A 20,648-nucleotide genomic window follows, 5' to 3' on the forward strand; every position below is an offset into this window, starting at 1 on the left:
GATCCGGGGTCTGCGGGGATATAGTCGGGCCGTCGCCTCATGGTGACGCAGCACACCGATCGGCGGGGGTGAGTCCCTCGCCCTGAGCGTCTGGAGCACTCGTGGGAGTCAGTCTTAGCAAGGGCGGAAACGTCTCGCTCACCAAAGAGGCACCTGGTCTGACCGCCGTCACCGTCGGCCTCGGCTGGGACGCACGGTCGACCACCGGGACGGACTTCGACCTCGACGCCAGCGCCATCATGGCCGGCGCGAGCGGCAAGGTCCTCTCGGACGGCCACTTCGTCTTCTTCAACAACCTCAAGAGCGTCGACGGCTCTGTCGAGCACACCGGTGACAACCTCACCGGTGAGGGCGACGGCGACGACGAGCAGATCTCGGTCAACCTCGCGACGGTCCCGCCGGAGGTCGACAAGATCGTCTTCCCCGTCTCGATCTACGACGCGGCAGCGCGCTCGCAGAGCTTCGGCCAGGTCCGCAACGCGTTCATCCGCGTGATCAACCAGGCCGGCGGCACCGAGATCGCCCGCTACGACCTCAGCGAGGACGCCTCGACCGAGACCGCGATGGTCTTCGGCGAGCTGTACCGCAACGGTGCCGAGTGGAAGTTCCGCGCTGTGGGGCAGGGCTACGCCGAGGGTCTCGTGGGCATCGCCCGCGACTTCGGCGTCGGCGTCTGACGCACCACCTCGCACAAGGCGGCCCGGGACTCTCCCGGGCCGCCTTTTCTCAGCAGTTCTCAGAACAGGACACGAGCATGATCCTCCGCACCTTCGGGTGGTCTTTTGTCGTCACGGCCCTCGCGCTCGTGACCGCCCTCTTCTACGGAGGGCCCGAGGCCCTCTTCCTCTGCCTCATCCTCGCGGTCCTCGAGGTCTCGCTGAGCTTCGACAACGCCGTGGTGAACGCCAAGGTCCTCGAGCGCATGAGCGAGGCCTGGCAGAAGATCTTCCTCACCGTCGGCGTGCTCATCGCCGTGTTCGGCATGCGCCTGGTGTTCCCGCTGCTCGTCGTGAGCGTGACCGCGGGCCTCGGCCCGATCGAGGCCGTGCGGCTCGCCATGGAGAAGGGCGACGTGCACGAGCCCGGCAGCTACGGCTACATCCTGGCCGAGGCGCACCCGCAGATCGCCGCCTTCGGTGGCCTGTTCCTGCTGATGCTCTTCCTCGACTTCGTGCTCTCCGACCGTGAGATCACCTGGCTGTCCTGGATCGAGCGCCCGCTCGCGCGGGCCGGCAAGCTGGCCAACCTCTCGGTGGTCATCGCGGCGATCGCCCTCGTGCTCGCCTCCGAGCTGCTCGCCGAGGACCCGCACATCGTGCTGCTCTCCGGTGTCCTGGGCATGATCACCTATCTGGCGGTCAACGGCCTCGGCAGCCTCTTCGAGGACAGCGACATGCTCGACGACGACGTGAGCGACGAGGACGCCGGCGACGGCAGCGCCCCGCTCACCGGTCGGCCGAACGGTCCGACCACGCTCGCCAAGGCGACAGGCAAGGCCGGGTTCTTCCTCTTCCTGTACCTCGAGGTCCTCGACGCGTCGTTCTCCTTCGACGGGGTCATCGGCGCCTTCGCGATCACCGCAGACCCGATCATCATCGCCCTCGGGCTCGGGTTCATCGGCGCGATGTTCGTCCGCTCGATCACCATCTTCCTGGTCCGCAAGGGCACGCTCGCCGAGTACGTGTACCTCGAGCACGGTGCTCACTGGGCCATCGGCGCGCTCGCGACGATCTTGCTGCTGTCCATCAAGTGGCACATCAACGAGGTCGTCACAGGGCTCATCGGCGTGGTGTTCATCGGGGCTGCGTTCTGGTCCTCGCTGCGGCACCGCCGCAGGCACGGGGTCGACGGCCCGGAGAGCACGGGAACCATCACGTCCAGCACCGATCACCCCACCGCAGTCTGACCCGCCTGGCCGTCCGGCCTGGTCGACGCACCACCGAAGGGACTCCACCGCATGTCTGTGAACCTGTCCAAGGGCCAGAAGCTCTCGCTCACCAAGAGCTCGGGAGGCACGCTCACCCGTGTCCGCATGGGGCTCGGCTGGGACGCTGCCAAGAAGAAGGGCTTCTTCGGCAAGCGTGACCAGGAGATCGACCTCGACGCCTCGGGTCTGCTCTTCGACGGCTCCGGCCAGCTGGTCGACGTCGTGTGGTTCAACCAGCTCGGCAGCAAGGACGGCTCGGTCGTGCACACCGGCGACAACCGCACGGGTGCGGGCGACGGGGACGACGAGTCGATCGTCGTCGAGCTCACCCAGGTGCCGGCGAACGTCTCGACGATCGTCTTCACGGTGAACTCCTTCACGGGGCAGGACTTCAGCCAGATCGAGAGCGCGTTCTGCCGCCTCGTCGACGAGACCGACGGCTCGGAGATCGCGCGCTACGAGCTCACGGGCTCGGGCACGCACAACGCCCAGGTGATGGCCAAGGTCAGCCGCGACGGCGCTGGCTGGTCGATGACCGCGATCGGTGCACCGACCTCGGGCCGCACCTTCGACCAGCTGCTCCCCGCGGTGGTCCCGTACCTCTGAGCCTCTGAGCCACGACGCAGCAGGCCCGGACCCCGGTCGAGAGACCAGGGTCCGGGCCTGCTGCCGTCTGCGGGGGCGGGCGGCCTGTGCGTGGGCGCGCGGGGTGTCGGGCCGCGTGCCCGCACCGCGCGGGTGTCAGCCTGCGTGCACGTACTGCGCGGCAGGCTTGCGCATCGCCTTGACCGACCGGCCGTCGTGGAAGTCTCCGAGGGCCTCCATCTCCCACCCCTGGGCCGCGCGACGCAGGACGCACATGAACACCCCGGTGCTCGGCTTGGAGTCCGTGAGGTCGAAGCGCACGAGCTCAGACCGCGTGGTCGAGTCGAGCAGGCGGCAGTAGGCGTTCTTCACGTCGGTGAACAGGTGCTTGGAGAACGAGTTGATGGTGAACACCACGGCGGCGACCTCGGCGGGCAGCGCGTCGAGGTCGACCATGATCACCTCGTCGTCGCCGTCTCCCTGGCCGGTGAGGTTGTCGCCCTGGTGCGTCACGGCGCCCTTGCAGGCCTTCTTGGAGGCGAACCAGGCGGAGTCGATGTCCTTGCCGGAGGCGTCGAGCACGATGGCCGAGGCGTCGAGGTCGATCGACTTGCCGCCGAAGGCCGGGTCCCACCCGAGACCGAGCTGGACCTTGCTCAGGCGGGGCGCGCCGGTCTTGACGAGCGAGACGCGCTGGTTCTTCGTCAGGCTGACCCGGCCCTTGTCGAGGTTCACTGTCGCGCCACCGGTCTGGGGTGTCGCAGGGTAGCCGCCGCTCGTCGCGTCCGGGCGTCCGTACGGGGACGGTGCCTGCGGTGCCGCGGGTGCTGGCTGGCCCCAGGGGGAGGGCGTCACGCCGTACCCGGTGGGCGCACCGTAGCCGGGGGCTGGCGGTGCCGGCGGTGACTGTGGGGCTGCCGGTGCCTGCGGAGCGGCGGGCGACCCGGGCGGCGCGTACTGGGGCGCCTGGGACAAGGGTGTGCCGACGGGCGGCGGGGCGTACCCGGCGAGGGGACGGCCCGTGGGCGGCGGCATGCTCGGGAGCGCCGAGGTGGACTGGGTCGCAGGTGCGGCAGGAGCCGAAGGTGCGGCAGGCTGGCTCGCCTGAGTGCGGCTCGGCCGCGTGTAGTCGATCGGTCCGCCGGCCGACGCCGCCGGGGCGCTGTGCTGGGGTGCGGGCGGCGGGGTGTACGCGGGCTGCGCAGGGGCGGCCGGAGTGCGGTCCGGGCGGGTCGTGTCGATGCGCGGTGCAGTCCGACCCGCGACTGTCGTGCCCGGTGCTGCGGGCTGCGGCGCAGACGGGCCTGCGAGCGAGGTGCGGGCTGGACGCGTCGGTGCGGCCTGGGCGGCCGGGGCTGGAGGGGTGATCGGGGCTGCTGGTGCCGCGGCCACGGGAGGCGCGGCGGGCTCGTCGTCCACGGTGATGCCGAAGTCTGTCGCGAGGCCGGCCAGGCCCGAGGCATAGCCCTGGCCCACGGCACGGAACTTCCAGACACCACCCCGTCGGTAGACCTCCCCCGACACGTAGGCGGTCTCGGTGCTCGCGTCCGTCATGTCGAAGCGGGCGACCTCCACACCCGTCGCCCCGTCGGTCAGCACGAGGTGCAGCCCCCGGACCTGACCGAAGGTGCCGCCGTCGGCCGACGCCCCGAGGACGATCTTGTCGATCGCGGTCTCGACGCGGCCGAGGTCGACCTCGAGGCTGTCGCGGAGCTGGCCGGCGACAGGCACCTTGGCGAGCTTCTGCACGGCGCCCGAGGCGTGCTGCGGCTGGTTGAAGAACACGAAGTCGTCGTCCGAGCGCACCTTGCCGGACTCGGTCACGAGGAGGGCTGAGGCGTCGACGTCAGGGCCGCCACCCGTCGTGTCCCAGACGAGGTCTGCGCGCAGGCGCGTGGCGGTCAGGGGGATGTTCGAGCCCTTGGTCATCAGCGTCATAGGCACATCGTCGCAGAGCAGCCTGGGCGCGTCGCGGTGCGGGGGAGTTCTCCCCAGCGTGGTCGGTCGCTCTCGACCCGCGATTGTCATCCTGCTCGGCTATCTTGAACTGCGCTCGGCCTCGAGCGCGTGTCGGACCCCTGGTCACCCCGGGGGTCCCGGTCTGTTCAGAGAGCCAGGGCCATGCGTCATTTCGAATACCTGAGCGACGCTGAGATCCAGCGCCTCTTCCACCGCGCACCGCAGCCGTTCACGGTCGACACCGACCCCGGCATGCTCGCCATGGGCCTCGGCGCGACCCTCTACAGCCCGGGTACCCGGCCGCGGCTCGCCGCGGACATCGCCAAGCGCGCGGCCTACGGCGTCGTGTCGCTCGTGGTGTGCCTCGAAGACTCGATCGCCGACGAAGAGGTCCCCTTCGCCGAGCAGAACACCGTCGCGCAGCTGCGCGAGTACGCGCAGACCGGTGCGTCAGGTCCGCTGATCTTCGTGCGGGTGCGTTCCGCCTACCAGATCCGGCTGATCGTCGACGGCCTGGGCGAGCACCTGCCGGTCCTCGCGGGCTTCGTGATCCCCAAGTTCCTCGGCTCGACAGGTGTCGAGTTCCTCGAGGAGATCGAGGCCGCGAGCGAGCGGACCGGCCGTCGCCTGTACGCCATGCCCGTGCTCGAGTCGCCCGAGCTCGCGTACACCGAGACCCGGCGCGACGAGCTCGAGGGTGTGCGCCAGCTGCTCATGAAGCACCGCAGCACGATCCTCGCCGTCCGCACGGGCGCGACCGACCTCTCGTCCGCCTACGGGCTGCGCCGCAACCGCGAGCTGACGATCTACCACGTGCACGTCATCGCCTCGGTGATCTCCGACATCGTCAACGTCCTCGGGCGGGCGGGTGGCGACGGCTTCGTCATCACCGGTCCTGTGTGGGAGTACTTCTCCTACCAGGAGCGCATCTTCAAGCCCCAGCTGCGCGAGAGCCCGTTCAAGGAGCACGACGAGCGACCGCTGCGCGCCAAGATGATCGACGCCGACCTCGACGGCCTGATCCGCGAGGTCGTCCTCGACCAGGCGAACGGCCTCACCGGCAAGACCGTGATCCACCCCTCGCACGTCGCCGCCGTGCACGCCCTGTCCGTGGTCTCGCACGAGGAGTACAGCGACGCCTGCGAGATCCTCGCCGCGACCACCGGTGGCGTGAAGGCCTCGCAGTACAAGAACAAGATGAACGAGAGCAAGCCGCACAGGGCCTGGGCCGAGCAGCTGCTGCGCCGGGCGACGATGTTCGGCGTGATCAACGAAGACGTCAGCTACATCGACGTCATCTCCGCGAGCGACCAGCTGTGAGCGGCTGGACCGGCGACTGGGTCTCCGCGCGCCTCGGTGTCGGCCTGACGACCGACAGGTCGGCGGTCGACCTGCCGCTGGGTGCCCTCGTCGGCCTCGCCCTGCGGCGCAACCCGCGCCGTGCGCACCTGCTCGTCTCGACGGTGCTCGGCAAGCACGTCCCGACAGACCCGCGCATCGTCCAGGCTGCCGGCACGCTGCTCGGTCTGCTGGTCACCGACGTGCTCGCGGACGTCACGAGCGTCGCCGACGCCGCGCGCGGGGCTGGCGTCACGCAGGCGCTGACCGCTGCGCTCGCGGGTGAGCCCGGTGCGGCCGAGCACCTGCTGCTCGTCGTCGACGGCCTGCACGACGCCGTCACCGAGGCGCCCGAGGCCGAGGGTGCGACCGTGGTGGTCGGCTACGCCGAGACCGCGACGGCTCTCGGTCACTGCGTCGGTGCCGCGCTCGGGGTGCCGTCGCTGCACTCGACCCGTCGGCCCGTCGCCGGGGTGACCCCCGCGGCCGGCTTCGCCGAAGAGCACTCGCACGCGACCGAGCACCTGCTGCTGCCCGCCGACCCGAGGTTCCTCGCGGACGCCAGCACGCTCGTCCTCGTCGACGACGAGATCTCGACGGGCAAGACCGTCCTCAACACCGTGCGCGCGCTGCACGCCGACAGCCCCCGGGACCGGTACGTCGTCGCCGCGCTCATCGACCTCAGGTCGGCCGCCGACCAAGAGCGCTTCGAGGCGCTCGGGCTCGAGATCGGGGCACGGGTCGACGTGGTCGCGCTCACGAGCGGGACGATCACGCTCCCGGAGGACGTGCTCGAGCGTGCTCCTGTCGTCGTGGCCGAGCAGAGCGCGCACCAGGAGCTGCTGCGCGCGGGCGCTGCCGGCGACGTCGGTCGTGCTGACGGTGCCGAGGGTAGTGACGCCGCGGGTAGCGCGGACGGTGCGGACGGCGCACCTGCGACCCGTCGTGCGGCGGTCACCCGTCGCGCCGCCTGGGAGGACGGTGTCCGCGAGGGTGGCCGGCACGGGTTCTCGGTCGAGGACGAGACCGTGCTGCAGGCTCGTGCCGTGGCGCTCGCCGAGGACCTCGCCCGCGAGCTCGTGGGCCCTGACGTGCTGGTCCTCGGCTTCGAGGAGCTCATGTACGCACCGTTGCTCGTCGGGGTCGCTCTCACCGCGGCAGTCTCCGACGACGTCAGGGTGCGGTACTCCACGACCACCCGGTCGCCCGTGCTGTCCCTCGACGACCCCGGCTACGCCATCCGCACGACGGTGACCTTCCCCGCGCACGACGACCCTGACGACGGCCCGGGTCCGCGGTTCGCGCACAACGTCGCCCCGGGGGTCGACGCGTCCCGTCGGTTCACGGATATCGTCGTGGTCGTCGACGCACCCGCCGACACCCCGGAGCTCGCAGCCCCGGGCGGTCTGGTCGACGTCGTCGCCCAGCACTGCGACCACGTGCACGTCGTGGTCGTCCCCAGCACCACGCCGGGCGCCAGCCCGGTGACCGCGGCGCGCAGCACCGCAGGTCCGCACGCCACCAGCACCGAGGAGCCCACCCCGTGACAGCCCCCACCCCGCCGGCGCCCCTGCACGGTCCCGCCTTCGGCTCGTACGACTCCCACGAGGTGGCCTGGCTGCTGAGCGACCTCTCGGGCGTCGAGCTCGAGGCGCCGACCGAAGAGCGTGAAGAGGCCATCCAGTCGGGCGGCGCGCACTACGCGGAGTCGCTGCCCGTCGAGTACCAGCCGACCCCCGAGTACACCGAGCTGTTCCACGACGCGCTGCGGTCGAGCGCGGCGCGCCTCGCCCACGCCGTCGGCGTGGTGACCGAGCTCGTGCTCGCCGAGCGCGGCGACAAGGCCGTCCTCGTCTCGCTCGCCCGGGCGGGCACGCCGATCGGCGTACTCATGCGCCGGTGGGCGAGCTACGCGCACGGCCTCGTGCTGCCGCACTATGCGGTGAGCATCGTCCGCGGTCGTGGGATCGACCAGCTCGCGCTGCGCTACCTCGCCGAGCACCACAGGCCGCAGGACGTCATGTTCGTCGACGGGTGGACGGGCAAGGGGGCGATCTCCCGCGAGCTCGCCGCGGCCGTCGAGGAGGCCAACGAGGCGCTCGGGCTGGTCGAGGGCTTCAGGTCCGATCTCGCCGTGCTCGCCGACCCTGGGCACTGCGCCGAGCTGTTCGGCACGCGCGACGACTACCTCATCGCCTCGGCCTGCCTCAACTCGACGGTCTCCGGGCTCGTCTCGCGCACGGTCCTCAACGACACGCTCATCGGCCCGGGCATGTACCACGGGGCGAAGTTCTACTCCGAGCTCGCGGGCGTCGACGTCTCGGGCGAGTTCCTCGACCGCGTGAGCATGCAGTTCTCGTCCGTGGCCGAGGCCGTCCGTGCGACCGTCGCGCAGCGCCGGGCCGAGCCCGCCCCCGAGCTCACCTGGGCAGGCTGGAAGGCCGTCGAGGCGATCTCGCAGGAGTACGGCCTCGGTGACGTGAACCTCGTCAAGCCCGGGGTCGGGGAGACCACGCGGGTGCTCCTGCGGCGCGTGCCGTGGAAGATCCTCGTGCGCGCGAACGCCCGTCAGGAGCTCGGCCATGTCCTGCTGCTCGCCGAGCAGCGTGGGGTCGAGGTCGTCGAGGTCGACGACCTGCCCTACAGCTGTGTGGGGCTGATCCACCCGAAGTTCACGCGCGGCGCGACCGGCGCCGACGGGACGGCGGCCCAGTGACGGCTGCGGACCAGACGAGCGCCGACCTCACGGGGGACACGCTCGACGAGGCGAGTACCGGGACCAGCGACGAGACGACGGTCGACCAGGCGGAGAACCTGCCCGTCGCGGTCGACAGGCCTGTCGTCTCTGCGGGGCTGCGCCGACCCGTCCTCGCGGCGAGCGACCTCGACAGGACGCTCATCTACTCCGGCAAGGCCGCGAAGCTCGGTCTGCCGCCGGGCACCAAGCTGCGCGAGAGCCCCCTGTACGAAGACCTCGTCTGCGTCGAGATGTACGACCACAAGCCGCTCTCGCACGTGACCCGGACGGCTCTCGCGTCGATCACCCGGCTCGCCGAGCTCGGGGTCCTCGTCCCGGCGACGACCCGGACACGCGCGCAGTACCGCCGGATCTCGCTGCCCGGTCCGCCCGTGCCCTACGCGATCACGGCGAACGGCGGGTTCTTGCTCGTCGACGGCGAGACCGACGACGACTGGTCGCGGCAGGTGGAGCGTGAGCTTGCCGCCTCCTCGCACCCCTTCGCGGAGGTGCAGCAGTACATGGCCGACACCTTCAGGCCCGAGTTCACCTCGAAGCTGCGCAACGCCGAAGAGCTGTTCTGCTACGCGGTCGTCGACCGCGACGCCTTGCCCGGCGGGTTCGTCGCGGAGGTCTCCGCGTGGGCCGCCGAGCACGGATGGCGGGCCTCGCTCCAGGGGCGCAAGCTCTACGTCGTCCCGGTCGGGCTGCGCAAGGGTGCCGCCGTGGCGGAGGTCGCGCGCAGGGTCGGTGCGGAGACCGTCCTGGCGGCGGGCGACTCGCTGCTGGACGCCGAGATGCTCGAGTCCGCGACACGCGCTGTCCGGCCTGCTCACGGAGAGCTCCACGAGGTCGGCTGGCAGACCGAGGGACTGGTCGTCACGGCCACCGCGGGGGCGACCGGTGGGCAGGAAGTCGCGCAGTGGTTGCTCGACGAGGCTCTCGCGGTGCTCGGCAAGAGCTGAGACCGGGCTCGCGGCGACGCGGGCTGTGGTTCCCCGTGACCCGTCCCACGCCTCGCGACGCCGCGCTGTGAGTCCCCGCACAGTCTGACCGTCGTCGGCGAGTGTTCCCGCAGGTCGTCACAGGTCTGACACCTCTCTTCACAGGACAGTCCCGGGTGAGGTGCCTAGCCTGGGGTCGTGCCTACCGAAGAAGCCTCCAACATCGTGGTGACGCTCGTCGTCGCCGCAGCAGCGGTCGTCGTCGCCTACATCCTCGGGACGATCGTCTCGATCGTCGTGCGCAGAGCCGGTCGCCGGAGCGAGTTCGTCCGCGACGTCTCGCACCGCATGCGCCGTCCGCTGCGCGCCGTCCTCGTGGTCCTCGCGCTGCTGATCGCGCTGCGGTCCACGACCAACGACGCCGACCGGTGGACGGTCGGCACCGAGCACTGGCTGCTGATCATCGGCATCGGGGTGGGCGCCTGGTTCGTCGGCGCGCTCGCCTTCGTCGTCGAGGACAGCGTCCTCGCGCGGTTCCGCACCGATGTGGTCGACAACCGTCACGCGCGGCGGGTGCGCACCCAGGTGGTCGTGGTCCGGCGGGTGACCGTCGCCCTCGTGGTCATCTGCGCGATCGCCGCGATGCTCTTCACCTTCCCGGCCGCACGGACCGCCGGGACCAGCCTGCTCGCCTCGGCCGGTCTCATCTCGATCGTCGCCGGTCTCGCCGCGCAGACCGCCCTCGGCAACGTGTTCGCCGGGATGCAGATCGCCTTCACCGACGCGATCCGCGTCGACGACGTCGTGGTCCTCGAGGGCGAGTGGGGCCGGATCGAGGAGATCACCATGACCTACGTGGTCGTGCACCTCTGGGACGACCGACGGCTCATCATGCCGTGCACGTACTTCACGACCACCCCTTTCCAGAACTGGACCCGACGCGCCGCCGAGCTGCTCGGGACCGTCGAGATCGACCTCGACTGGGACGTGCCGGTCCCGGCCATGCGCGCCGAGCTCAAGCGTCTGCTCGACGCGTCGCCGCTGTGGGACAAGCGCGTGGGCATCCTCCAGGTGACCGACGCGACCAACGGCTACGTGCGGATGCGTGCGCTCGCCAGCGCGGCCGACGCCGGGACGCTCTTCGACCTGCGCTGCTACGTCCGTGAGGGCCTCGTGGACTGGTTGCAGCGCGCTGCGCCGCAAGGCATGCCGCGGACCCGTCTCACGACGAGCGACGCGAAGGTCGGCGCCGCCCTCGAGTCCGTCGGCGGGGACTCTGCGGCGATCGACCTCGGCAAGACGCCCGTGCGCTCGGGTGTGCTCGACTCGCTCTTCGACGAGCAGCGCTACGGGGCCGAGCGGGACAAGCCCAAGGTCACGTCCGAGCCCGAGCTGCCTCGCCGCATCGCGCCCAGGTCCGCCCGGCCCGGTGTGCGGATGCACCTGTCCGAGCCCGCGCGCGGGTTCCACAACCTCCCTGAGCCGGTCCCGTCCGAGGAGAAGACCACGATCCTGGGTGCGGTCCCTGCCGACGATTCCGGGCAGGGCGCTCCGGTCCCCGGCCAGTCCACCGACGAGAGCGCCGGGACCATGGCCTGGGCGACGAGCGAAGGTCTGTTCACCGGGAGCGAGGCCGCCGTCGAGCGGTCCAAGGCCTTCTCCGGCCCTGGCCAGGAGGTCATCGACGAGCGCGAGCGGACCGCGATGCTCGACGCGGTGACCGACGACGACCTCGATGGTGTGCCGGGTGCCGAGGGGGTCGAGGGCGAGAGCGTGCCCGAGCGTCGTCACGCCGGGCACGAGGCGGCGGGTAGCGCCGCGGCCCAGGAGGCGAGCGGGGCACCCCAGGCGGCGAGCGCCGCGACCGAGACTGGCGCGACGGGGATCGTCGAGACGACGCCCGAGACCTCGGAGAAGAGGGCCGCGACGACGGCTCAGGGTGTCCCAGCAGGGGCGCACGAGCATGACGCGGCGCCTCAGGACGGAGACGACACGTCGCTCGACCGCAGCGCGCCCGTGCGCACTGCGGCAGGGGATGCAGCACAGCCTCCCGCCAACCCGTGGGTGGCGCAGCCGACGGCAGCGTCTGACGGTCTGCCTGCCGAAGGTGGTCCCACCGAGGGTGGTCTTGTCGACGACGCACGGCCGGCGGCGATCCCGCCCTCGGGTGCTCGCCGGGCTGCCGCTCTCGAGGACTCGCTGAGTGCGGGCCCGGTCCCGCCGCCGCCTCCGGCGAGCGGAGGAGCGTACGACGAGGGGCGACCCTCCGTCCCGCAGGCCCGACGTGCCGCCGAGCCTGTCGAGGCACCTGCATCAGCTGCTGAGCCCACGACGGAGGCCCAGCCCTCGGTCACCCGGACGGGTGTGCTGCGACGCTCGGTCCGGTCGGCTGACACCGCTGCTCCGGCGAGCACCGAGCAGACGGCCCGTCTGCCGCGCGTGACGGAGGAGACCACCCGTCTGCCCAGGTTCGACGGCGAGGACGGGTCTGTGGGCGGCACCGAGGGCACCGACGGCGAAGGCTCGGGCGGCCGCTGACACCGGGGACCGCTGGCTTGCTGCGCGGCCGGGTGCGACCCTGGTCGGACCGTCCTACCTGCGAGGTCGCCCGGCAGGGGGACGCCGGCACCGACGACGGGCGTGTTGACTAGGACAGCCCTCCTGTCCCGTCTCACCTCCGGAGCCGTCTCGTGCCGCAGCAGTGGACCTGGCCTGCCTATGTCGGGGTCTTCGGCGGAGCTGTCCTCTTCGCCGTCTTCTTCCTCCCGATCGTCCTCGTCCAGAGCCGTCGCTACGGCCGGCTCTCGGGCCGGCGCCTGCTGGTGTCGGCCGGTCTGGCCGTGTACGGGGTGGCGCTCGTCGCCTACACCCTCCTGCCGCTGCCCTCCGGGGCCGCGGGATGGTGCGCCCAGCACGGGATCGACGCGGCACAGCTGCGGCCTCTGGCCTTCGTCGACGACATCCGCCGGGAGACCGCCGGTCTCGGCCTGACGCAGACGCTGCGGAGCCGGTCGGTGCTCCAGGTCGTCTTCAACGTGCTGCTCTTCGTGCCGTGGGGCGTCGCCGTGCGCAGGTTCTTCGACCGCGGGGCGTTCGTGACCGTCGTCAGCGGCTTCGCCGTGTCGGTCCTCGTCGAGGTGACGCAGTACACGGGGGTCTTCGGCCTGGTCGGCTGCTCCTACAGGATCGCCGACGTCGACGACGTGCTGACCAACACCCTCGGTGCTGCCGTGGGAGCGCTCGTCGCCCCGCTCGTGCTCGTCTGGCTCCCGAGGTCGGCCGACCTCGTCCGGGAGCGGGGGCGTCCGCGCCCGGTGACGGTGTGGCGCCGTTGGACGGGCATGGCCGTCGACTGGTTCCTCTTCGCAGCCGTCCCGCTGGTCCTGGTGCTCACCTACCGCGCGGGTCTGCTGGCCCTCGGGCACCCGCTCCCGGACGGTGACGTGCTGAGCGACGTGGTCCTCGGGACTGCCGTCCCGGGTCTGCTGGTCTTCGTCCTCCCGGCCTTCACGAGGTCGGGAGCCTCCCTCGGGCAACGAGCCCTGTGGTTGCGGCCGGCCTGGCCCGAGCGGGGAAGGTCGGCCCGAATGTCTGGACGTGGTCGGCTCGGCGACGGCACCTTGGCCCAGCGGCTCGGCCGAGCCTGCGTGACCGGTGGTGCCTACGCTGCGCTCTCGACTGTCGAGGTCGTCGACGCGCTTCCCGACGCCGTCCAGGACCTCGCCGGGACGGCGTCTCTGCTCGTGCTCCTCGTGGCCTTCTTCGGGGTGCTGGCGACCGAGGGCAGGCGTGGGGTGTCCTTCGCGCTCTCGGGTGCGACCCTCGTCGACTCTCGGGCCGTCAGGTCGGGGGAGCGGGCCGACGTCAGGAAGGTCTGAGGGCCTCAGGCCACGGTGCTCGACAGGCCTGTCAGCCGCGGGCCTCTTCGCGCAGCGGCTTCGCGGACGCCGGGACCGACGCGGCGGGGATCGTCGAGAAGTCGCAGGTGAAGGAGCCCCGGTAGCCGAAGATCGGTCCCATGACAGGGTTCGAGACCGTGAGGTCGATCCGGAACCGCTCGGTCTGGTCGTCGTAGTACTCGTGGAGCTCGGCGGTCCCCGAGGCGGCCATAGGGAACGAGAAACCGACAGGGCCCTCGTAGAAGCGCTGCGCGCCGGAGCGCAGCAGCAGACCGCCGCGCTCGTCGACCTCGAGGTCGAGGTCGACCGCCAGGTGCTGGTGCGTGCCGAGATAGTCGAGCACCCGGCCGGACGCAGGGTCGTAGACCATCGTCGCGTCGAAGCGGCTGCGGCGGTGCCTGGGGAACTCGAAGGTCCGCACGAAGGTCGTGGTGTCGCGTCCGAGGCCGTCGACGTAGCAGTAGTTCTCGATGGTGAAGGGGATGCCCTTCCCCGTGCGGGGGACGAGGATGTTGCGCCAGGCGCCGAACCACAAGAACGGGACGGTGACGAGAGGCCCGCGCCACACGGAGTCCATGACCCCGCGCCCGACGCAGGCGTTCTCGCCGTCGGGGGTGAGCCCGAAGCGTCGGCGCATCTGCGGGTGGAGGCGCTCGACGTCGCTGCCGAGCGCCTGGGCGAAGACGGAGGTGGTCATGGGATGTGCTCCTGGGGGACCGGTGGTGAGACTGGCGCGGGTGACTCAGAGGTGAGGTCTTGGGCCTGCCCGCGAGCCCGGTCCAGCGCGGCCTCGTCGACGTCGCGCGCGATCTTCGGCGTCGTGGGGCGCGTGCCGGTCGGCGGCCGGCGGAGGCATCTCCTGGCCCTGGGCACGAGGACCGGGGACGGCACGACGAGCGCCGCGAGGGCCAGGGCGGCCGCGACGGCGGGGGACAGGCGAAGGAACGGGACGGCGAGGACGGCCACAGCCGCCAGCGTGAGCCTGGCCGCCCACAGGGTGACGGTGCGCCGCAGGGATGTCGCAGGTGAGATCCCGTGGTCGAGCCACAGCCGCAGCCTGTCGAAGCTCCAGGCCGTCATCCACCCGATCACCGGACGCACCAGGACACGGTCGAGCGTCGGCCCCTGCCAGCCGGGGACGTAGTCGTACCCTGTCAAGAACCTGATCTCGGCCCCGTCGGGGACATAGCGCCAGTAGCCGTCTCCGGACGCGATGGGTGAGAGGCTGGAGTCCGCCGAGAAGCGCAGCGCCGACGTGCACGACCCGTCGGGCCTGTGCCGCTCTCCGCGCGAGATGCCGACCCCTGTCATGGGCGCGAAGGGCACCGTGCGGTTGTCGTAGCGGAAGCGTCGCGGTTCGCCCTCGGGGGTGGGCAGGTGGGTGATCGACGAGAAGCGCAGGTCCCACGAGGCGTGCGCGTCGGGGTCCTGGGTCGCGTGCCAGAGGCGGTCCATCGGTGCGGCGACACGCGCCTCGACGTAGATCCCTCTGCCCATGCGCCGACCCTAGCCACCTCCGCTCCGTCCAGGAATGGGGAGAGCGCCCCTGTGGACGAGCGCAACTGCCGGGTCTAGGTTTATCTTGACGTCAAGATACTTTGGAGGCTGGTGCAGTGAGCAGCACGACGCAGGGCTGGCTGCGCCCCATCGTGTGGCCCGTCCTCGTCCCGACGGCCCTGGTCTTCGGGGGAGAGGGTGCGGCGATGGTCGTCCTCGGGCTCAGCGCGATCGAGGGCGGTGCGTCTCTCTCGCTCGCAGCGCTGGTCGTTGCGACGGTCGGCCTCGGGCAGCTCACAGGGTCGATCCCCGCCGGGCAGCTCACCGTCCGCTTCGGCGAGCGGCGCGTGCTGGTCGTCGCGAGCCTCGTCTCGACGGTGGTCTGGGCGAGCGCTGTCGCGGCTGGTACGCCCGCAGCGCTCGCGGTCGTCGGGTTCTCGGGTGGGGTCGCCTCTGCGGCCTTCGCTGTCGCCCGGCAGTCCTACACGATGGACGTCGTCCCCGTCGCTTACAGGGCACGCGCCATGTCGCTCCTCGGCGGGGCCAGCCGCGTCGGGCTCGTCGTGGGGCCGTTGGCCGGTGCGGCGCTCCAGGTCTGGTTCGGGCTCGCCGGAGGTTTTGTGGTCGCGAGCGCGTCCGCGCTGCTCGCAGCCGTCACGGTGCTCGTGGTGCGCGAGCCTGAGGTGCGTCACGTGGCGCGCAGGTCGGTGGGCGGGTCTCCAGCAGGCGGTGCGGGCGACGTGCCGGCCGGTCCGGTGCGGGCGCGCCCAGCCGGCGCCGACGGGCCCGGCTCGTCGCCCGCCAGCTCCGCGCACCCGGCCTCGTCTCGAGCCGGTTCGCACCCTGCCACTGCCCGTCCTGCCTCGGCGCGCTCTGTGATCCGTGCCCACGCATCGGTCCTGGCGACCGTCGGGATCGGTGTCGTGATCATCAACCTCGCGCGGTCTCTGCGACCGGTGCTCGTGCCCCTGGCGCTCTCCGAGGCTGGCGCCGACCCGCACACCACGTCCCTCGTCGTCGCGGCTGCCGCAGCCGCCGAGCTGCTGCTCTTCTACCCGGCCGGCGTCACCATGGACCGGTACGGACGACGCGTCGTCGCCGTGTCCTGCTCGGGTGTCATGGGGGTCGGGCTGATCCTCATGGGTGCGCTCGGCGCCGTCGACGGGCTGGCCGGGATCATCGGAGGGGCGGTGCTGCTCGGCATCGGCAGCGGCATCGGCTCAGGGGTGGTCAAGACCCTCGGCGCCGACGCCGCCCCCGTCGCCGACAGGGCGACCTTCCTCGGCGTGTGGAACGTCCTCGGGGAGACCGGCGGCGCCGCCGGGCCGCTCGCCCTCAGCGGGCTGACCGCCGTGCTGTCCCTCGCCGGGGCCGGTGTCGTGCTCGGCGTCGTGGCGCTCGCAGGCGCGCTCGGGCTCACCCGGTGGTTGGCGCCTGAGCGGGAGGGGCCGTGGCAGCGGGTCTACCGGGCGGAGGTCTGAGGCGGCTGCGCCTCGGCTCGGCCGGCCTGTGATTCGTGCGTGGGGCGCGGCTGGCCGAGCCTGACAGGGTGCGGACCGGTCCTGATCGACGCCAGGTCAGATCGGGATCTCGACGGTCCCGCCCTTGCCGGCCTGGCGCACCCAGCCTGCGACGACGTCGGCGCCGCTGTGGATCGGGTCGGAGGTGTCGATCCGGAACGTGATCGGGACGCCGGGGCTGAAGGACAGCGTCACGGTGTTCTGCAGTCCTTGGAGCTCGACGAAGAATCCCTGCCGGTGCTGGAAGGCCTCGACCGTCGCGAGCTGGAGCCCGGCGAGGTCTTTGTCTGCGACCGCGTAGGAGTCGTCTCCGTACTTCAGGGTTCCCATCGATCGCGCTCCAGTGTCGCCGCAGGGCACGGCGGGGCCCCGTCGCGCTCACCCGTCCTATCGGCAGGACGGGCGGGCGAATGAGGAGGTCGGCGGACGGGGCGACATGGCGCGTACCCGACGCGCAAGGTCACGACGCGAGGAGCTGGCTGACGCGTTGGGGGCTGACGTCCAAGATCGTCGCGATGTCCTTCCCGGTGAGCCCGATGCTCAGGAGCTCCCGCGCAGCGGCTCGTGACTGCGCAGCGGCGTCGGCCTGGAGCCTCGCCGCGCGGACGACAGACTCTCGGGCTGCCTCGACGTGCTCGAGGAGGTCCGTGCCGATCTGCGGGTGGATCGTGACCTCGACGGTCGAGGGATCGACGTCCTGCATCGCCGACACCAGGCCCCGGACCGCATCCGGAGCATCCTTCAGCGAACGGGACTGTGTCGCGCCCACGCCGTCCACTGTGAGGAGCCACCACCGCCCGTCGCGGACTGCGTCTGCCGTGTACAAGGTCATGCGCACGCCTCCATCTACCTGAAGATCGATGTGACGACCCCGGCCGAGATCTCCCGGTGGTTGGGGAGCGCGGTCGAGTGAGAGCCGCACGGACACCTCCAGATCTCGTGGCCTCCGCGGTTCCTCACCGTCGTCCACCCCGCCGCCAGCAGGGCCCGGACCATCTCTCTCCGGCGTCTAGGTGTGCTCACGAATATGGGTCTAGCCCATCTAGATGTCAAGGTTCGCGGGGCGTCGGAGGTCCTGTGCACTGCGCGCTCCGTCCACAGGGTCCGGACCGGCTCTTCCTGCTGGGACTGAGTGGCTCGCCGTCACCGAAGCCAGATGATCACCGGAGCTAGGCGGTCGCCGCCGCTGCCCGACCCATCCCGCGCTGCCACAGGACGCCCGAGCCGACCACCCCGGCGATCGCGACGACGAAGACGACAGCCGTCATGACGGCCCCGCCCCCACCGCTCGACGAGCAGACGGTCTGGACGTCGACGCCCGTCGACTGCGTGGAGCACTCCTCGACCCCGGAGAAGCCGAGAACGAACCAGAGAGCGAGCCCTGGGGCGAGGGAGGACGCGCTCGCGAGAGCCTTCTCCTGGACGGTCCAGAGCGCCGAGCCCCAGAGCAGGACCGCGCCGGCGATGATAAGGACGACAGGCAGCACGAGCCCGACGAGCAGACCGCCGACCATCAGCAGGCCGAGCGCGACGGACGGGACCCACGACTCGACCCACCGGCTGCCCGGCGCGACGACGTGGTCGTCCGCCGTCGGTGCCACGGCCTGCGCGCCTGACGGGTCGGCGTCGTCGGCCGCGGCCTCCGCGATCGCCTGCGGGTCGCCCATCCGGCGGAGCGCGTCGCGCAGGGCCGCGCCGTCTCCCGGCATCGCGCCGTGCGTCGCCTCGCGGAGGTGCTCCCGCATCCCTGCGACGATCTCGGTGCGGTCCTGGACGCCGCGCGCGAGCAGCGCGGCATCCACCTCCGCGAGATAGCGCTCGGCGTGCGCCCCGAGCCAGGCTGCGGAGCCGTGCTGCGCCCCGGGGTCGTGCTGTCCCATGCTCATGACGGTTCCTCCGGCTGGTGGGGCATCGGGTGGTCGGACGACGGGTGGTCGGACAGCGCCGCGTCCACGGCGTCGCGGAACGGGCCCCAGGCCGACTCGAAGGCCTGCAGGGCCTCTTCACCGTCGGCGGTCAGGCTGTAGTAGCGGCGGGGCGGGCCCTCGGTCGACTCTTGCCACGACGACGCGACCAGCCCGTTCTTCCGCAAGCGTGAGAGCAGGGGGTAGAGCGTCCCTGCGCTCGCGAGCAGGGTCCCCTCGAGCTCGCGTGCGATGTCGAAGCCGTATCTCTCGCCCGACCGCAGCGACGCGAGGATGCAGTGCTCGACGACCCCTCGCCGGAGGTTCGCGAGCGCCTGCGCCTGGCCGGGTACCATGCGACGCACTGTACTGGTTGAGGCACGTGCAGGCAGGGTGAAGTTCGTGATGGCGATCGTTCGTGGACGCCGAAGTTCGCCCTCTGGTCCCGGCTGCAGCGGCGTGCAACGGGTCTACGCTCCGGAGATCATCACCGGACGCAGGGGGACGGAACGATCATGAGCACACCCGACCAGCCAGTCCCGCCGCCGCCGCCCGGTGGCTGGACCCCGCCTCGTCCACAGGCCGCTCCGGTCGTCTCAGGGGCGCAGGGAACCCAGGCGATCCCTGTGGGTCCGGGCGGCCCCGGAACGCACTGGTCAGGTGCTCCAGGGCCCGGCGCACCCGGACCGGGTCTGCCCGGACAGGCATCCGCCGGGCCTGGGGCACCTGGGCCGTGGGGCGGACCGGGCGCTCCAGCCCCGGGACCTGCGAAGAAGCGGCGTGCGTGGCTCGTCCCGACGATCGTCGGCGTCGTCGCGCTGCTCGTCGGCGTGGGGATCGGGAGCAGCGGGTCGTCGACGCCCGACGCATCCGCCGAGCCGTCTGCCACCGCGACGGCGTCGGACGAGGTCGACGCGCTCAAGGCAGACCTCGAGAAGGCCGAGGCCCGGGTCAGCGAGCTCGAGACCGCAGCCGAGGAGGCCGCGGCCGAGCCCGTCGAGACACGGGCCCCGGCCGAGACCGAGGCGCCCGCAGCCGAAGAGCCCGCGGTGGAAGAGCCCCCCGCGCCGCCGGTGGCCGAGGCGCCTCCGGCTCCCGAGGCACCCCCGGCAGCCTCGCTCTCTCAGCAGAACGCCATCGGCTCCGCCGAGAGCTATCTGGACTTCAGCGCGTTCTCGCGCACGGGGCTCATCGGACAGCTCGAGTTCGAAGGCTTCTCGACCGAGGACGCGACCTTCGCCGTCGACTCGATCGCACCGGACTGGAACGCGCAGGCAGCCGAGAAGGCGCAGTCCTACCTCGACTTCAGCACCTTCTCGCGGCAGGGGCTCATCGACCAGCTCGTCTTCGAGGGGTTCAGCGTCGCCGAGGCGGAGCACGGCGCGACCGCGGTCGGGTACTGACGCGGCTCGCTGCTCGGTCTGAGAAGCACCGGAGCCCCTGACCTCGGCGAGGTCAGGGGCTCCGGTCGGAGGTTGGGGCGGGTGGTGCACGGTGGGCCCCGTGGGGCTCGAACCCACGACCCGCGGATTAAAAGTCCGATGCTCTGCCAACTGAGCTAGAGGCCCTCGGCGTGCCTGGCTGTCGTGCCGTCCGGCACGCCTGGGCAGGTGGCTGCGGGCGGAGTGCAGGTCGGCGTCGACCGGAGCGACGCGCCAGCGACAGATTACGCGGTCGGGTGCTCTGGGGGCGAACCGGGTCCTGAGGGGTGGATCGCGTGCAGAAGTTTCACAACTCTGCGCCAGGCCCAGGATGCCGGGGCTGAGCGCTGCTCGACAGAGCCCGGTAGGCCCGACGCGGGGCCGCCCCAGGTTGCGTGCGGTCGCCAGGCTTGATTCGGTGGAGTGGTCCGAAAGACTCCTCGAGGGGTCGTCGAACGGTGCGCCATCCCTGCGCCGCGACAACCCCGGAGTGCCCGGCAAGATCCTAGGAGACCAGCATGCTGACTCTGACTGACAACGCCCGACAGGCCGTCGTCGACCTCGCTACCCAGGCCGAGCTGCCCGCCGACGGAGGTCTTCGGATCGCCGCTGCGGACGGGACGCCCGGCGACTTCGACCTGGCCCTCGTGACCGAGGCCAAGACCGAGGACGAGGTCATCGACCTCGGGACCACCCACGTGTTCGTGGAGAAGGTCACCTCGACGGTCCTCGCAGACCTCAGCCTCGACGCCGAGCCCAACGGCGCGTCGACGGCCTTCAGCCTCACCCCGCAGCAGGCGTGATCCTGACCTGAGCCGCGTCGGCCGGTCTCGACCAGCCGACGCCGGGTGCCCCGGTCGTCGCCCACCCCCCTGGGACGGCGACCGGGGCATCGTCGCGTCGGGGGAGCATCACCG

Annotated in this window: 20 protein-coding genes and 1 tRNA gene; 12 read left to right on the forward strand and 9 right to left on the reverse strand. The window is 71.5% G+C overall.

The window, feature by feature from the left end:
• Window positions 1–101: 101 nt before the first annotated feature.
• The 3 genes from ASG53_RS01700 (at window position 102) to ASG53_RS01710 (ending at window position 2,533) form a co-directional block, all read left to right on the forward strand.
• Window positions 102–677, forward strand: coding sequence for a TerD family protein (locus ASG53_RS01700; protein ID WP_056127606.1), 576 nt, complete (start codon window positions 102–104; stop codon window positions 675–677).
• Window positions 678–754: 77 nt separating this feature from the next.
• Window positions 755–1,906, forward strand: a complete 1,152-nt coding sequence (locus ASG53_RS01705) for a DUF475 domain-containing protein (RefSeq protein ID WP_056127609.1) — start codon at window positions 755–757, stop codon at window positions 1,904–1,906.
• Window positions 1,907–1,957: 51 nt separating this feature from the next.
• On the forward strand, window positions 1,958–2,533 hold the full coding sequence (locus ASG53_RS01710) for a TerD family protein (protein WP_056127612.1): 576 nt from the start codon (window positions 1,958–1,960) through the stop codon (window positions 2,531–2,533).
• A 135-nt stretch (window positions 2,534–2,668) separates the two neighbouring features.
• On the opposite strand, the gene ASG53_RS20490 is transcribed toward ASG53_RS01710, so the two are convergent.
• Window positions 2,669–4,450: a TerD family protein gene (locus ASG53_RS20490; RefSeq protein ID WP_056127615.1), complete on the reverse strand. Its 1,782-nt coding sequence runs from the start codon at window positions 4,448–4,450 to the stop codon at window positions 2,669–2,671.
• A 183-nt stretch (window positions 4,451–4,633) separates the two neighbouring features.
• On the opposite strand from ASG53_RS20490, the gene ASG53_RS19970 reads away from it, so the two are divergent.
• From ASG53_RS19970 to ASG53_RS01740, 6 genes are all read left to right on the forward strand, one after another.
• Entirely contained in the window at window positions 4,634–5,791 is a 1,158-nt protein-coding gene (locus ASG53_RS19970) for an HpcH/HpaI aldolase/citrate lyase family protein (RefSeq protein ID WP_056127618.1), read from the forward strand.
• Complete coding sequence (locus tag ASG53_RS19975; protein WP_162246123.1) at window positions 5,788–7,356, forward strand: phosphoribosyltransferase family protein; 1,569 nt, start codon at window positions 5,788–5,790, stop codon at window positions 7,354–7,356. Before ASG53_RS19970 ends, ASG53_RS19975 begins: the two co-directional genes overlap by 4 nt.
• Window positions 7,353–8,525, forward strand: coding sequence for a cysteine protease StiP family protein (locus ASG53_RS19725; RefSeq protein WP_156382629.1), 1,173 nt, complete (start codon window positions 7,353–7,355; stop codon window positions 8,523–8,525). The genes ASG53_RS19975 and ASG53_RS19725 overlap by 4 nt, the downstream gene beginning before the upstream one ends.
• A complete protein-coding gene (locus ASG53_RS01730) occupies window positions 8,522–9,511 on the forward strand; it encodes an HAD family hydrolase (protein WP_235533800.1) in 990 nt (329 codons plus the stop codon). Before ASG53_RS19725 ends, ASG53_RS01730 begins: the two co-directional genes overlap by 4 nt.
• 177 nt (window positions 9,512–9,688) lie before the next feature.
• Complete coding sequence (locus ASG53_RS20045; RefSeq protein ID WP_056127622.1) at window positions 9,689–12,028, forward strand: mechanosensitive ion channel domain-containing protein; 2,340 nt, start codon at window positions 9,689–9,691, stop codon at window positions 12,026–12,028.
• A 152-nt stretch (window positions 12,029–12,180) separates the two neighbouring features.
• Window positions 12,181–13,368, forward strand: a complete 1,188-nt coding sequence (locus ASG53_RS01740; RefSeq protein WP_056127625.1) for a VanZ family protein — start codon at window positions 12,181–12,183, stop codon at window positions 13,366–13,368.
• A gap of 31 nt (window positions 13,369–13,399) precedes the next feature.
• On the opposite strand, the gene ASG53_RS01745 is transcribed toward ASG53_RS01740, so the two are convergent.
• Window positions 13,400–14,086 (reverse strand): DUF4166 domain-containing protein, encoded by a 687-nt coding sequence (locus ASG53_RS01745; RefSeq protein ID WP_056127627.1) that lies wholly within the window; start codon window positions 14,084–14,086, stop codon window positions 13,400–13,402.
• The gene (locus ASG53_RS01750) at window positions 14,083–14,886 is read right to left on the reverse strand and encodes a hypothetical protein (RefSeq protein ID WP_056127630.1); all 804 of its coding nucleotides are present in this window, start codon (window positions 14,884–14,886) and stop codon (window positions 14,083–14,085) included. The genes ASG53_RS01745 and ASG53_RS01750 overlap by 4 nt, the downstream gene beginning before the upstream one ends.
• Window positions 14,887–15,002: 116 nt before the next feature.
• On the opposite strand from ASG53_RS01750, the gene ASG53_RS01755 reads away from it, so the two are divergent.
• The gene (locus ASG53_RS01755) at window positions 15,003–16,367 is read left to right on the forward strand and encodes an MFS transporter (RefSeq protein WP_056127633.1); all 1,365 of its coding nucleotides are present in this window, start codon (window positions 15,003–15,005) and stop codon (window positions 16,365–16,367) included.
• 96 nt (window positions 16,368–16,463) lie between these two features.
• Here ASG53_RS01755 and ASG53_RS01760 read toward each other — a convergent pair whose 3' ends face one another.
• From ASG53_RS01760 to ASG53_RS01775, 5 genes are all read right to left on the reverse strand, one after another.
• Complete coding sequence (locus ASG53_RS01760; RefSeq protein WP_056127638.1) at window positions 16,464–16,736, reverse strand: DUF7882 family protein; 273 nt, start codon at window positions 16,734–16,736, stop codon at window positions 16,464–16,466.
• A gap of 130 nt (window positions 16,737–16,866) precedes the next feature.
• Complete coding sequence (locus ASG53_RS01765; RefSeq protein ID WP_056127641.1) at window positions 16,867–17,238, reverse strand: hypothetical protein; 372 nt, start codon at window positions 17,236–17,238, stop codon at window positions 16,867–16,869.
• 14 nt (window positions 17,239–17,252) lie between these two features.
• Window positions 17,253–17,402, reverse strand: a complete 150-nt coding sequence (locus ASG53_RS20665; RefSeq protein ID WP_082543709.1) for a type II toxin-antitoxin system HicA family toxin — start codon at window positions 17,400–17,402, stop codon at window positions 17,253–17,255.
• A 173-nt stretch (window positions 17,403–17,575) separates the two neighbouring features.
• Window positions 17,576–18,292 carry an HAAS signaling domain-containing protein gene (locus ASG53_RS01770; protein ID WP_156382630.1) on the reverse strand — a complete coding sequence of 239 codons (717 nt, stop codon included), beginning with the start codon at window positions 18,290–18,292 and terminating at the stop codon, window positions 17,576–17,578.
• Window positions 18,289–18,666, reverse strand: a complete 378-nt coding sequence (locus tag ASG53_RS01775; protein WP_056127645.1) for a PadR family transcriptional regulator — start codon at window positions 18,664–18,666, stop codon at window positions 18,289–18,291. Before ASG53_RS01775 ends, ASG53_RS01770 begins: the two co-directional genes overlap by 4 nt.
• A 159-nt stretch (window positions 18,667–18,825) precedes the next feature.
• On the opposite strand from ASG53_RS01775, the gene ASG53_RS20235 reads away from it, so the two are divergent.
• Window positions 18,826–19,713 carry an Ltp family lipoprotein gene (locus tag ASG53_RS20235; RefSeq protein WP_082543710.1) on the forward strand — a complete coding sequence of 296 codons (888 nt, stop codon included), beginning with the start codon at window positions 18,826–18,828 and terminating at the stop codon, window positions 19,711–19,713.
• A gap of 92 nt (window positions 19,714–19,805) precedes the next feature.
• Here the strand turns inward: ASG53_RS20235 and ASG53_RS01785 are convergent.
• A tRNA-Lys gene (locus ASG53_RS01785) sits at window positions 19,806–19,878 on the reverse strand.
• Between the two features lie 371 nt (window positions 19,879–20,249).
• Between ASG53_RS01785 and ASG53_RS01790 the strand changes: the two genes are divergently transcribed.
• Entirely contained in the window at window positions 20,250–20,534 is a 285-nt protein-coding gene (locus ASG53_RS01790) for a hypothetical protein (protein ID WP_056127647.1), read from the forward strand.
• The last annotated feature ends 114 nt before the right edge of the window (window positions 20,535–20,648 follow it).

The sequence above is a fragment of the Sanguibacter sp. Leaf3 genome (assembly GCF_001425965.1).
Lineage (GTDB): Bacteria > Actinomycetota > Actinomycetes > Actinomycetales > Cellulomonadaceae > Sanguibacter > Sanguibacter inulinus.